Here is a 12,976-nt window from a genome sequence, read left to right as displayed (position 1 = left end):
GCATTCCAGGTCACGGGTGGTGACCGCGACGCCGGTGCCGGCGTGGGTGGAAGGTGCGAGGGACACGTGGGCTCCCCGGTGGAGGTGCGGATCGGACCCCTCCGACGTTATGGCCGGCGAGGGTCGGTCGATCTCCACCTGCGCGCTCGACCTGTGTGCGTCCCGGGCCGCGGTGTGCCCGCCGGCCGGTACGACTCAGGTCGTACGCGGGGTCACCCGCCGGGCGTGACCAGCCCGCTCTCGTACGCCAGCACCACCGCCTGAACCCGGTCGCGCAGGTGGAGCTTCGCCAGGATCCGCCCGACGTGGGTCTTCACCGTCGCCTCGGCCACGTGCACCCGCGCCGCGATCTCCGCGTTGGACAGCCCCTGCGCGACCAGCAGCAGCACCTCGCGTTCCCGCTCGGTGAGCTGCGCCAGCCGGGGGTCGGCGGTCGGGCCGGCGCCGAGCTGGCCGGCGAACCGGTCCAGCAGCCGCCGCGTGATCGACGGCGCGACCACCGAGTCGCCCTCGGCCACCACCCGGATCGCGGCCAGCAGCTCCTCCGGTGGGACGTTCTTGAGCAGGAAGCCGCTCGCCCCGGCCTGCAGCGCGGCGAACGCGTCCGCCTCGGTGTCGAAGGTGGTCAGCACCAACACTCGGGGTGGACCGGCCGGGCGGTCGGCGCAGAGCCGCCGGGTCGCCTCGACCCCGTCCATGGTCGGCATCCGGATGTCCATCACCACCACGTCGGCCTCGGTGCGGGCGAGCACGCGCAGCGCGTCCGCCCCGTCGATGGCCTCCCCGACCACCTCCAGGTCGGGCTGGGAGTCCAGCACCATCCGGAACCCGGCGCGTACCAACGCCTGGTCGTCCACGATCACCACCCGGACCGTCATGCCGCGATCACCTCCGTTGCGCTGTCCGACGGTAGCGGTAGCCGGGCCTCGAGCTGCCAGCCCCCGGCCAGCCGGGGGCCGGCGGTGAGGCTGCCGTCGTACACCGTCACTCGCTCCCGCATGCCGAGCAGGCCGTGACCGCCGGACGGCGCCGGGCTGACCACGGGCCGGCCGCGACCGTCGTCGACCACCCGGACCACGACGGCGTCGGCGGCGTACGTCAGGGTCACCTCGACGCCGGCACCGACGCCGGCGTGCTTGAGCGCGTTGGTCAGCGCCTCCTGCACGACCCGGTAGACGGTCAGCTCCAGCCCCGGCGGCAGCGCCGGCGGCTCGCCGTCGACGGTGTGCCGGATGCGCAGCCCGGCGTCACGGAACCGGGCCAGCAGGTCGGGCAGCTCGGTCAGGGCCAGCCGGCGGTGCTCCGGGTCGGCGGCCACCACCGAACCGGCCGCGCCGGAGGGACCAGCGTCCCGCAGGACGCCGACCAGCCGGCGCATCTCCTCCAGGGCCTGCCGGCCGGTGTCCGCGACCACCTTCACCGCCGTCCGGGCCTGCTCGGGGTCGCGGTCGAGCATGAAGCGCGCCCCGTCCGCCTGGACGATCATCACGGCCATGCTGTGCGCCACCACGTCGTGCAGCTCGCGGGCGATCCGGGTGCGTTCCTCGGCGACCGCCGCCCGCGACTCGGCCTCCCGTTCGCGTTCGAGGGTGCTGGCCCGTTCCTCCAGGCTGAGCACGTAGAGGCGGCGGGTTCGCACGTTCAGCGCGACCAGCCAGACCGCGCCGGTGACCAGCGCGTACCACAGCGCGGTCACCCACCACTTGATGACGCCGGGGGTCTGCGCGGCGGCGAGCAGCACGCCAACGGCGGCGACCGCGCCGGCGAGCACCCCGTCGCGCAGCCGCTGGCCGTACTTCACCACGCTGTAGAGCGCGATCAGGACGGCGACGTCGTAGGCGAGCGGACCCCACTGTGCGATTACCTGGACCAGGGCGAGTGCCGCGATCACCACGGTCACCGCGCTCGGGTACGAGCGGCGGAACAGCAGGGCCACCGCCATCCCCACGCCGACCAGGGTGGCCGCCCAGCCGCCCGGCTGGTTCACGGCCCCGGCCAGGCCGAGGAGCGCCACCGCGCCGGCGACGGCCACGTCGAAGGCGATGCCGCGCAGCGGGCGACCGAACATCGTGCGTCTCACGGTCACCCAGCGTACGTGCCGGATACCCGATCGCCCTCGCTCAGCCGCCGAGGACCTCGCGCATCCGGTCGATCTCGACGGTCTGCTCGGTGGCGACCGAGTTGGCGAACTCGCTGAGCGTCAGGTCGGAGCCGACCTTGAGCAGGTTGGTGGCCATCTCGATGGCACCCTCGTGGTGGTCGGTCATCATCCGGACGAAGAGCCGGTCGAAGTCGGCACCGTGGGCGACGGCCAGTTGCCGCATCGCCTCCGGTGACTGCATTCCGCGCATGCTGCCGTGGTCGTGCCCCGGGGCTTCCGCCGGGAGGCCACGGGTCTGCAGCCAGCCGCGCATCATGCCCATCTCCGGGCCCTGGCTGGCCCGGATCCGGTCGGCGAGGGCGCGGATGGTCGGGTTGGCGGCCCGGTCGGGCGCCAGCTCCGCCATCTCCAGGGCCTGCGCGTGGTGCGGGATCATCATCCGTACGAACCAAACGTCCAATGAGTTGTGCGGGGCGGGGCCGGCGTCGCGGACCTCATGGGCCGCGCGGGTGGACGCCGACTCGCCCGGGCGGCCGGGCGCGATCACGGTCAGGTCGGTGGGAACGGGGCTGGCCGTCGGCGCGGCGGTGGTGGGCGCGGAGACCGGCTGCGCGGCGCGCGTCCCGGAGTCGTCCCCTGTGCGGACAACGACGAACGCCACCAGCGGCAACAGGAGCGCCAGTGTGACGATCGCCAGGGTCCGTGCGCGCCGACTGGTCATGGGCCACTCCCTGGGGTCGAGGTCATCGCGATGTTATCCATTGAGGAAGACGATAGGATGTGACCCAGGTCACATCGATGCTCTTCGTTGGACGGTAAAGTGCCAACCATCGTCTCCCCCTTGCGAAGGGCCTCGCCGATGATCAGACTCCACATGCCACGGTTACGACAACTCCGGATCGTGGCCCTCGCCGCCACCGGCCTCCTCGTCGCCAGCGTCCTCGTCGCCCCGGCAAGCAGCGCGCAGGTCGTGACGCAGTCGGCCCCAGTGGCCGCCGCTGCGAACACGATCCCCGGCGTCGACGAGATCGTGAGCAGCCCCAACCTCCGCCAGATCGCCAACGTCCCCAAGGTCGCACCGCTGGACGCGACCAACAGCGACATCGCCTTCCAGGGCAAGTACGCCTTCGCCGGCAACTACAACGGCTTCGTCATCTACGACATCTCGCGGCCCAACGCGCCGACGGTCAAGTCCCGGGTGCTCTGCCCGGGGTCGCAGAACGACATCTCCATCCACGGTGACCTACTCTTCCTCTCCACCGACTCGCCGCGCAGCGACGACTCGTGCAACAGCACGGGGCTGCCGGCGACGGAGAAGCAGTCGTGGGAGGGCATCAAGGTCTTCGACATCAAGGACAAGGCCAACCCGCGCTACATCAAGTCCGTCGAGACCGCCTGCGGCTCGCACACCCACACCCTGGTGCCGGGCAAGGACCGCAAGGCGATCTACCTGTACGTCTCGTCGTACAGCCCGCGGGCCGAGTTCCCCGACTGCCAGCCGCCGCACGACTCCATCTCCATCATCAAGGTGCCGCTGAAGAAGCCCACCGACGCGGCCGTGGTCTCGACGCCGAACCTCTTCCCGGATGGCGGTTTCCCGGGCAGCGGGACCGGCTCGGCGACCACCGGTTGCCACGACATCACCGCCTACCCGGAGAAGGACCTGGCCGCCGGCGCCTGCATGGGTGACGGCATCCTGCTGGACATCCGCAACCGCGAGGCGCCCCGGGTGATCAACCGAGTACGGGACACGACCAACTTCGCGTTCTGGCACTCGGCCACGTTCAACAACTCCGGCACCAAGGTGATCTTCACCGACGAGCTGGGTGGCGGTGGCGCGGCGACCTGCAACGAGGCCATCGGCCCGAACCGTGGCGCGGACGCCATCTACGACATCACCGGTCGCGGTGACGCCCGGAAGATGAACTTCCGCAGCTACTACAAGATCCCCCGCAACAACGCGGACACCGAGAACTGCGTGGCGCACAACGGCTCGCTGATCCCGGTGCTCGGGCGGGACATCATGGTCCAGGCGTGGTACCAGGGCGGCATCTCGGTCTGGGACTTCACCGACTCGGCCAACCCGAAGGAGATCGCCTTCTGGGAGCGCGGTCCGCTCTCGGCCGACACGTTCGTCGGCGGTGGCACCTGGTCCGCGTACTACTACAACGGACACATCTACTCCAACGACATGGTGAAGGGCCTCGACGTCCTGGAGCTGAACGACTGGCGCACCTGGACGGCGAAGCTGGTCAAGTACAAGGAGCTCAACGTGCAGACCCAGCCCAGCTACCTGAGCTGGTAGGCACCGAGCACTGATCTGGTAGGCACCGCGCACGACGCCGGGCCCGGTCCCCGATTTCGGGGGCCAGGCCCGGCCACGTTCCAGCGGGTACGGCGAATCAGCTCATCGGCAGCTGGTAGTGCCGCTCGCCGCCGCCGGTGGCGGTGACCAGCCGGACCTCGCCGCTGCGCAGGCCGTACGTCACCGACCAGCGGGTGTGCCCCTGCCGGACGGAGGCGAGCACCCGGTGCGCGGCGGTGGCGTCCAGCACCCCGCCGGCCCGGCTCAGCGCGGCGGCGATCTGCCCGTACCGGTGGTCCTCGCGGCGCCGCTGCTCGGAGACCCCGGCGACCGGCACGTTCGTCAGCGCCTGCCAGCTGCCCGTGCCCCGCTCCACCCGCAACTCACCGTCGACGAACTCGATCACCGCCGACGCACCGGTCGCGTCGGCCAGCAGGTAGTGCAGCGCCGGTCCGCCGTCGAAGTCGAGGTTGTGCCGGCTGAACACGGCCACCGCCTCGTCGACCGTGGCAGCCCGGTCCAGCACCAGCCGCAGGATCCGCACCGAGCCGACGGTGGGCTTGCCCGGGTCGGCGCGGACCGTTGCCGCGTCGTCCGCGGCCAGCCCCACCGCGAGGCCCCGCTCGTTCATCCCGTCGAACGGCAGCAGCGGCGCGTCGAGCAGCCGACGGTCACCGGTCGGATCCGCGCCGACCCCGAGGTAGGAGATGTCGACCAGCGAGATGGCCGCGTAGCCGTCCGGCGGATCGGTCCGCAACACGAGCGCCGGGTTGGCATCCCAGTCGAAGTTGCGGGCGAACAACGGTCGGGCCGGGTCGCCCGCGGCGACGAACAACGAGCAACCGAACGGGCTGGACGGGGTCGCGTCGGTGCCCGCCGTCGGGTCGTACGCCCCGACGTAGGTCATCTCGTACAGCGGTAGGTCGTCCACCCGGCGCAGACTGGCCATGGTCCGCTCGGCCTGGGCCGCGTCCTGTCGCGAGGCGTTCGGCATGTCGTCCGGCACCGAGTTGGGCGCACCACTGGGCCCAGCCGTGGTGCAGGAGGTCAGGGCAAGCAGTAGGGCCATCGTGGCGGCCGGCAGGGTCCTCCGCATATCCGTTGGACGCTATGGGACCGATCGACGGTTGTCCACCGCACCGGTGCGGTCTGTCGGGTTCCCCGCACCGGGCCACCCCGACGGGCCGGAAGCGCGCCGACCCCGCGCTGGTGGGGCTGGTCACCACGACGGGTCCAGCGCGGGCGGCGGGCCGGACATCATGCGAACGTGGTCCGACGTGAAGCTAGCCGCCGCCGCCGACGCGCCACCCGCCCCGCCCGAGCCGACCGCGCGCTGGCGTCCCCACCCGCTCGACCTGGTGGCGGTCTTCCTCGCGGTGGCCGGGGCGGCCTGCGCAGTGAGCGGGCTGCTGCCCCGTGCCGAGACCAGCGACACCCTGCACCGGATCCTGCCGCTGCTGCTGTTCCTCGGCACCGTGATCGTGCTGGCCGAGCTGACCGCCGTGGCCGGGGTCTTCGACGTGCTGGCCAGCCGGCTGGCCATCGCCTCCCGGGGCAGTTGGGCGGCCCTGTTCCTGCTCTGCGGCGGCCTCGCCACGCTGACCACCCTCGTACTCAACCTCGACACCACCGCTGTGCTGCTCACCCCGGTGCTGCTCGCGCTGGCCCGCAGCCTGCGCGTCCCGGCCGGCCCGCTCGCGGTCACCACGGTCTGGCTGGCCAACACCGCCAGCCTGCTGCTGCCGGTGTCCAACCTGACCAACCTGCTGGCCGCCGACCGGGTCGGTCTGGCACCCCTGGCGTACGCGGCCCGGATGGCGCTGCCACAGCTCGCCGCCGTGGCGGTCACCATGGTGCTGCTCTGGTACGCCTGGTGGCGGCGGGACCGGCCGGCCGGCGGACGCTTCGTTCCGCCGGCCCGCCACGTGCCCGCCGATCCGGTGCTGCACCGCACCGCGCTGGCCGGTTGTCTGCTCTTCGTCGCCGGCATCGTCGCCGGAGTGGAGATCGGCGTCGCCTCCACCGTCGCGGTCGCACTGGTGCTGCTCGGCTTCGTCGTCCGCTCCCCCGCCACGCTGCGCCCAGGTCTGGTGCCGCTGCGGCTGCTGCTCTTCGTCACCGGTCTGTTCCTGATGGTGCAGACCCTCGGCCGGTACGGGCTGGACGACCTGGTCGCCGGTCTGCTCGGCGCCGACGGCGGTGCCGCCGGGGCGCTGCGCGCCGGCGGGACGGGCGCCCTGCTGGCCAACGGGGTGAACAACCTGCCGGCCTACCTGGCCGGAGAGTCGGTGCTGCCGATCGGCGATGAGACCCGTCTGCTGGCCCTGCTGATCGGCGCCAACGTCGGCCCACTGGCCGCCCCCTGGGCGTCGCTGGCCACCCTGCTGTGGTTCGGGCGGTGTCGGGCGGCCGGGGTGGCGGTGCCGCTGACCCGGTTCGTGCTGACCAGCATCCTGCTCGCGGTCACCGGCACGCTCGCCGCGGTCGGCGCGCTGCTGCTGATGAGCTGAGCGCCGGCCGCCCGACCGATCGCGCTGCCTCCGGCCGAGGTCACCCGGCGGCCCGCTCCACGGCGAACATGAAGCAGCCGTACACCACGTTGCGGCTGTGCAGCTGGTGCACCGCCGGGTCGGCGAACAGCTCGGCGATCACCGCCTCGGGGTCCGTGCCGTCGTGCAGCCGACCGCCGTGGATCCGGCCCTGCCGGTCGTACGCCCGCAGGACCTGGGGTCGCCCCCGCCAGGCCGGCGGGTGGCTGCCCGCGGAGTCCGGGCCCGGACAGGCGGTGGCGTGCGCGAAGACCGGGCCGATTTCCCGGTACGGGCCGGCGGTGCCCGGCGGCGGGTAGCCGAAGAGCAGCAGCGCCTCCCCCTCCTCGGCATCGCGCAGGCAGCAGCGCAGCGGTTCTCCGCCACCGGCCAGGCGCGCCTCGACGGGCTGGTCGGCGGCGTCGCGGCCGGTGCGGCGGACGGTGTCGAGCGCCGCGGCCGGCAGGGCGTGGACGTGGAACGTCGTGCTGTTCGTCATCCATCCAGCCTGGCCCGGCGACGGCGCGGATGCTGGCGGCGATCGGACCTGGCGCTGGGCGGTCAGGGCTCAGTCCCGGTACACGGCGAGCTGGAGTTCGGTCACGCCCTTCTCCGGGGTGTCCTGGCAGTAGTCCAGGTACACCTCGCGGGCGAAGCCGTCGGTGCGGTAGCCGTTCTCCTCGATCCACCGGGCGAGCGTCTGCATGCTCTGTTCGACGTCGTCCATCGCACCGTGGTGGATGATCGTCGCGGCGGTGGCCACCGCGGGCAGGTCGACCACGGCGACCTCCCCGGCCGTTGACGCCTCGACCGCGACGGTGACCCCGGCGTGCACGACGACCGCCTCGCCGCCGGCCGCCGTGGCCGGCTCGTACCAGGCGATGGCGGGCCCGGCCGGGTGGATGCCGGCGGCGTCCAGGCGGCGGAACAGCTCCGGGTAGAGCGGCTGGATCACCGGGCCGATGTCCTCGGTCTGGTAACTGGGCGCGACGGCGGTCAGCTCCGCGACGCGGACCGCCGTGGTCTCCTTGAGTACGACGTCCTGGGTTGTCATCGTTCCCTCCGACTCGATCGTCCGGAGCCTCGCCTCGACGGCCGCCAACCGGGCGGTGTCCGCGGACAGGCGGGCCGCCAGCTCGGAGCGGCGCAGCCGCAGCATCCCGCGCAGCTCGGCGACGTCGACGGCGTCGTCGAGGATCGCCCGCACCTGATCGAGGGTGAGACCCAGATCCTTGAGGGCGATCACCCGGTTGAGCCGGCGTAGCTGGTCCGCGCGGTAGAACCGGTAACCGGTGTGCGGGTCGACGCTGGCCGGGCGGAGCAGCCCGATGCTTTCGTAGTGGCGCAGCATCCGGACCGACACCCGGCCGAGTCTGGCGAAGTCTCCGATGGTGAACATGGTCCCCCCACGCTCGTCCCTGACACCGTGTCAGAGTCAAGCGGCCCGCACCTGCCGGCGGTGCGGCGGGGCACCGCTCAGCGGCGGGCCGGACGGGGGCCGACCAGCCGGCGGACCACCGGCGCGGCGTTCCACTTCGCCGCCCCGACCAGATCGCGGGCATGCTCCAGCACCGTGTAGTCCGGCCGGGTCAGCCCGTCGGCGATGGCCCGGTCCAGGTCGTTGCCGCACCGGGTCAGCACGGTGTCGAAGTCGCGACGGACCGGCTCCAGCAGGTCGTAGCCGAACGAGCGGTGCAGCCGGGCGAAGAGCGGCTTGTACAGCCGGACCCGCTCGTGCAAACCCGAGGAGTACGACATCGGGTTCTTCGGCCGACGCCGGATGTAGTCCGGCAGCACGTCGGCGAAAGCCCGCCGGACGATCCACTTGTCCTGCCCGTCGCGCAGCTTCAGCTCCAGCGGCAGCCGCATCGCCAGCTCCACCACGCTGAGGTCGAGGAACGGCACCCGGGCCTCCACCCCGTACCCCATGGCGGCCCGGTCGACCCGCTGCAACTCCGTGCGGCACAGGTTGCGGATGCGGTGCAGGAAGAGCCGACGGGACGCGGTCGGCCCGACCTGGTGGTACATCGGGTACCCGCCGAAAAGCTCGTCGGAGCCGTCGCCGGTGAGGACCACCTTGACCCCCAGGTCACGCAGTCGCCGGAAGATCGGCACCGAGATCACCGCGTTGATGATGTCGCCGTACTCGGTCAGCTCGGAGATCCGGATCGCCTCGCGCACGTGGGCGAGCCGGATGTCGCGTGGGCGCAGCTCGATCACCTCGTGCGGCACGACGAGGTCGGCGGCGAGCCGCCGGGCGTACGTCACGTCGGGGCTGTCCGGGACGCCGACGGTCACCGCGACGCAGTCCGGGTGTATGTCCCGCACCTGCCGCAGCGTCAACGAGCTGTCCAGGCCGCCGGAGAGCACCACCCCGACGGTGAGGTCGGTGTCCACCCGCATCCGGATCGCATCGGTCAGCGCGGCACGGACGAGCAGGGCGGCCTCGTCCGGGTCGTCGATGACCGGCAGCCCGTCGCCGATGGTGAGCAGGTCGACGAACGGGTGCAGCCGTACGTGCCCGTCCGAATCCGCCCAGCCGTGGTGCCCGGGTGGCACCTCGTTGACCGGGACGCCGTGCCCGACCAACGCCTTGACCTCGGAGGCGAGGTGCAGGCAGCCGGGTCGGCGGGACCAGTACAGCGGCTTCACCCCGAGCGGATCGCGGGCCACGTACGCGCGCCGGGTGGCACGCTCGACGACCGCGAAGGCGTACTCGCCGCGCAGCCGGGTCACCGCCGCCTCGCCCCACTGCTGGAACGCGGCGAGCAGCACCTCGGTGTCACCCTCGGTGCGGAACACCTGCCCGAGCCGGCTCAGCTGCGCGCGCAGCTCCCGATGGTTGAAGATCTCGCCGTTGAAGCAGAGCAGCCAGCGCTCGTGGTTCGACGTCCACGGCTGCACCGCCCGGTCCCGGTCCACCACCCGCAGCCGGCGGGTGCCGGCGAGCAGCCCGTTCTCGGACCGGGTCTCGGTGACCTCACCGCGGGAGGCGAGGACGGCGAGCATCCGCCGGAAGGTCGTCGGGTCGGCTTCGGGGCCGATGCTCAGCGCGATACCGCACATCGACTCAGACCCCCATCTCGGACTCGTACGCCCGGCGCAGCCGGCGCCGGGCGGTGGGCGCGAGACACAGGTGCCAGGCCTGTCCCTCGTCGATCACGTTGAGCTCGCCGGCCTCCTGCCGCGCCAGCAGCAGCTCCGCCAGCGTGTCCCGCGCGCCGAAGCGCTCGTACCAGGCGAGTTCGACGTCCATCGAGTAGCCGAGGCAGTGCCCACTGGGCAGCATCGCGGCGTAGCCCAGCCGACGCAGCCGGTACTGGTGCTCGGTGCTGCGGACCAGGCTGGTCACCCAGAGTGGCGGGGTGGCCGGCGGCGTGGCTGCGGCGAACTCCCGTCCGATGTCGTTGAGCAGCGCCACCACCTCCCGCCGGGCGCGCCGGAACAGCAGCCCGGCGGTGCGTGGGGTGGCGTCCGGCCGCAGCCGGCGACGTAGCCCGCGCGCTGCCCGGCCCAGCACGGTGGAGGGCTGCTCCTGATAGCGGAAGCGCAACAGGTCACGGCGGCGCAGCCATTCCAGGTCGACGAGGTCGCTGCTGCCGTTGACCTGGTCGTCGGTGACGAAGGTGGGAGCGTCCTGCCACCACAGCACGTCAATGCGGGAGAGCAGGTAGATCCGGACCAGCGCGGTGAGGTCCCGCGCCGAGGTGCGCTCGTTCGGCTGGTAGCGGGCCATCTCCAGCAGCAGCGTCTCGCGCGCTCCGATCAGACCCTGCGGCGTGGCGTCGAGCACCGCGGCGAGCGCCGGTTCGCGCAGCCGCTCATCGATGAGCACCTGTCGGGCGCGGGTGCTGGTCGCGTCGGCCAGGGCGCCCACCTCGACGAGCAGTTCCGCGACGGCCGCCCGGTAGGCGACCAGATCCGGGTCGGTGGCGGGAAGGCGGCGAGGGGTGGTGCCGGACGGCCGGCGACGGGCCGGGGCGGTGGGCGATACGGGCGGGCCGGGCTGCTGTCCGGGGCTACGGCTGGGCACTCGCATGACGGGGGTCCCTTTCTCCGGTCACGACTCTCGGTGGATCGCCCTAAACACACCGTAATCAGCGGGACCGGAATGGACCGAACAATCCTCCTATCCACCCCGAAGGGAGCGGGCTGGTTGACGCCCGGCAGGCGCGGCGCGCGGTGACGAACCACCGCCGGGGGCGGGGCCGGGCCCGTCAGTCGCCGTCCGCCGCCACCAGGCCCTGCACCTCGGCGTACGACGGCAGACCCGGCGACGCGACAAACCCGTCGGCACGGGCCGCGTCGGCGGTCGCGACCGCGGCGGCCAGCGCGGCCCGGAACAGCAGGGAGCCGGTGCTGACCCGGGCCACCCCGGCCCGGCCAAACTCGTCCAGTCCCGGCCCGCCCGGTTGGTACAGCGCGTTCAGCGGCGCATCGATCCGCTCGGTGAGCACCCGCAGGGTCGCCAGGTCGACGGTGCCGGGCACGAAGATCCCGTCAGCGCCGGCGGCCCGGTAGGTCCGAGCCCGGGACAGGGTCTGCGGCAGCGGGTCGGCCACCCCGAGCCACCAGGTGTCGGTGCGGGCGTTGACGAACAGGTCCGGCACCGCCGCCTTCACCGCCGCGATCTTGTCGGCGATGCACTCGGAATCGGCCAGGGTGCCGTCGGCGCGCCCGTCCTCCAGGTTGATCCCGACGGCGCCAAGCCCGGCCAGCTCCGTCACGTACCCGGCGACCGCCGCCGGGTCGTCGGCGAACCCGGCCTCCACGTCGACGGTGAGCAGCACCGACAGCCGGGCGAGCCGGCGGGCCAGGGCCAGGGTCTCCGCGCCGGTGGCCGCCACGCCGTCGGGTCGCCCGGCTGCCGCTGCGACCCCGAGGCTGGTGGTGCCGATCGCCGGATGGCCGCGCGCGGCGAGCGCCGCCGCCGAGGCGTGGTCCCAGGCGTTCGGCAGCAAGAAGGGTCGGCCGGCGTGGTGCAGGGCGCGGAACGCCGCACGGCGGTCGGTCATCGGGCGGTCACCTCCAGGATCGCCGGAACGCGCAGGGTCGGATGGGGCCCGTGGCGCAGGTCGGCTTCGATACGCCGGCAGCGCTGGCGCAGCACGCCGAGCACCCCGGTGGCGAGGGCCAGGGCGCGCCGGTCACCCGGGCAGCCGCGCTCCCCCGCGCCGAAGGTCAGCAGCTCCGCGGCGGGCCGGTCGGGTCGGAACGCCTCCGGATCGGCGAACGCGCGCGGATCGCGGTTGGCCGCGTCGAACCGGAGCAGCACCGCGCTACCCGGCGGCAGGTCCTGCCCGCCCAGCCGTACCCCGGCGGTGGTGACCCGACGGGTGGCCCGGACCGGCGGGTCGAGCCGCAGTACCTCGGCCAGCAGTGCGGCGGTCCCCGAGCCCGCCGGGTCACCGGCCGGCCGGCGGGCGGGTGGGGACAGCAGGTGGTGGGCGGCGGCGCCGATCAGGCCGGCGGTGGCGTCGCACGCCTGGACCAGCAGGCCGATCAGGTTCGCCCGTACCTCCGGCGGGGCCGGCGCCGAGAGCACGAGCAGCGCCGCCACCGCCCGGTCGGCCCGACCGAGCAGCGCCGGGTCGACCCCGGGGTGGTACGCGGCGGCGACGGCCTCGACCGCCGTCCCGGCGGCGGCCGGATCGCCGAAGCCGAGCCGGCCGGCCAGCACCCGCAGCGGCACCGGCCTGGCCAGTTCGCGCATCACGTCGAGGCGGTCTCCGGCCCGGTCCAGGGCTGCGGCGGTCAGCCCGGCCGCCTCCTGCCGCAGCTCGTCCGGATCCAGCGCGGCCAGCGCGGTCACCCCGATCGCCCGGCGCTCGGCGTGCCGCTCCGGCGGGCTGAACCGGCTGACCGTGGCGCGCAGCCAGGCGAGGGTGCCGGGCGGACCGGTGTCGACGGCCGGCACACGGAAGGCCGGGTCGGTCAGCGCCGTCCGGACGTCGGCGTGCCGCGTCACCCACCAACTGCCGTCAGGTTCGAAGGTGGGCGGCCCACAAGCCGGCGTCCCGGCAGCGGGCGGAACAACAGGCC

At 73.2% G+C, this 12,976-nt stretch carries 12 protein-coding genes; 2 read left to right on the top strand and 10 right to left on the bottom strand.

What is annotated here, in order from left to right:
* Positions 1 to 212: 212 nt before the first annotated feature.
* The 3 genes from OG470_RS26535 to OG470_RS26525 are packed head-to-tail and all read right to left on the bottom strand — an operon-like array spanning position 213 to position 2,822.
* The gene (locus tag OG470_RS26535; protein WP_328416487.1) at positions 213 to 878 is read right to left on the bottom strand and encodes a response regulator transcription factor; all 666 of its coding nucleotides are present in this window, start codon (positions 876 to 878) and stop codon (positions 213 to 215) included.
* Complete coding sequence (locus OG470_RS26530; RefSeq protein ID WP_328416485.1) at positions 875 to 2,086, bottom strand: sensor histidine kinase; 1,212 nt, start codon at positions 2,084 to 2,086, stop codon at positions 875 to 877. The genes OG470_RS26535 and OG470_RS26530 overlap by 4 nt, the downstream gene beginning before the upstream one ends.
* 34 nt (positions 2,087 to 2,120) lie before the next feature.
* Positions 2,121 to 2,822: a DUF305 domain-containing protein gene (locus OG470_RS26525; RefSeq protein WP_328416483.1), complete on the bottom strand. Its 702-nt coding sequence runs from the start codon at positions 2,820 to 2,822 to the stop codon at positions 2,121 to 2,123.
* A 138-nt stretch (positions 2,823 to 2,960) separates the two neighbouring features.
* Here OG470_RS26525 and OG470_RS26520 point away from each other — a divergent pair, with 138 nt between their 5' ends.
* Positions 2,961 to 4,406 carry an LVIVD repeat-containing protein gene (locus tag OG470_RS26520; protein WP_328416481.1) on the top strand — a complete coding sequence of 482 codons (1,446 nt, stop codon included), beginning with the start codon at positions 2,961 to 2,963 and terminating at the stop codon, positions 4,404 to 4,406.
* 97 nt (positions 4,407 to 4,503) lie between these two features.
* Here OG470_RS26520 and OG470_RS26515 read toward each other — a convergent pair whose 3' ends face one another.
* Entirely contained in the window at positions 4,504 to 5,502 is a 999-nt protein-coding gene (locus tag OG470_RS26515) for a carcinine hydrolase/isopenicillin-N N-acyltransferase family protein (protein WP_328416479.1), read from the bottom strand.
* Positions 5,503 to 5,683: 181 nt separating this feature from the next.
* On the opposite strand from OG470_RS26515, the gene OG470_RS26510 reads away from it, so the two are divergent.
* A complete protein-coding gene (locus OG470_RS26510) occupies positions 5,684 to 6,916 on the top strand; it encodes an SLC13 family permease (RefSeq protein WP_328416477.1) in 1,233 nt (410 codons plus the stop codon).
* A gap of 40 nt (positions 6,917 to 6,956) precedes the next feature.
* Here the strand turns inward: OG470_RS26510 and OG470_RS26505 are convergent, their stop codons facing one another.
* From OG470_RS26505 to OG470_RS26480, 6 genes are all read right to left on the bottom strand, one after another.
* Complete coding sequence (locus OG470_RS26505) at positions 6,957 to 7,433, bottom strand: DUF1203 domain-containing protein (protein WP_328416475.1); 477 nt, start codon at positions 7,431 to 7,433, stop codon at positions 6,957 to 6,959.
* Positions 7,434 to 7,502: 69 nt separating this feature from the next.
* Positions 7,503 to 8,333, bottom strand: coding sequence for a MerR family transcriptional regulator (locus OG470_RS26500; RefSeq protein WP_328416473.1), 831 nt, complete (start codon positions 8,331 to 8,333; stop codon positions 7,503 to 7,505).
* A gap of 77 nt (positions 8,334 to 8,410) precedes the next feature.
* Positions 8,411 to 10,000, bottom strand: coding sequence for an asparagine synthetase B family protein (locus OG470_RS26495; RefSeq protein WP_328416471.1), 1,590 nt, complete (start codon positions 9,998 to 10,000; stop codon positions 8,411 to 8,413).
* A gap of 4 nt (positions 10,001 to 10,004) precedes the next feature.
* Positions 10,005 to 10,973 (bottom strand): DUF5715 family protein, encoded by a 969-nt coding sequence (locus OG470_RS26490; protein ID WP_328416469.1) that lies wholly within the window; start codon positions 10,971 to 10,973, stop codon positions 10,005 to 10,007.
* 178 nt (positions 10,974 to 11,151) lie between these two features.
* Positions 11,152 to 11,949: an isocitrate lyase/PEP mutase family protein gene (locus tag OG470_RS26485; protein WP_328416468.1), complete on the bottom strand. Its 798-nt coding sequence runs from the start codon at positions 11,947 to 11,949 to the stop codon at positions 11,152 to 11,154.
* On the bottom strand, positions 11,946 to 12,902 hold the full coding sequence (locus tag OG470_RS26480) for a cytochrome P450 (RefSeq protein ID WP_328416466.1): 957 nt from the start codon (positions 12,900 to 12,902) through the stop codon (positions 11,946 to 11,948). The genes OG470_RS26485 and OG470_RS26480 overlap by 4 nt, the downstream gene beginning before the upstream one ends.
* Positions 12,903 to 12,976: the final 74 nt, after the last annotated feature.

This window comes from Micromonospora sp. NBC_00389, assembly GCF_036059255.1.
In the GTDB taxonomy this organism is placed as follows: Bacteria; Actinomycetota; Actinomycetes; order Mycobacteriales; family Micromonosporaceae; genus Micromonospora.
The sequence above is the reverse complement of the archived record's forward strand: the minus strand, read 5'-3'. Positions and strand labels throughout refer to the sequence as shown.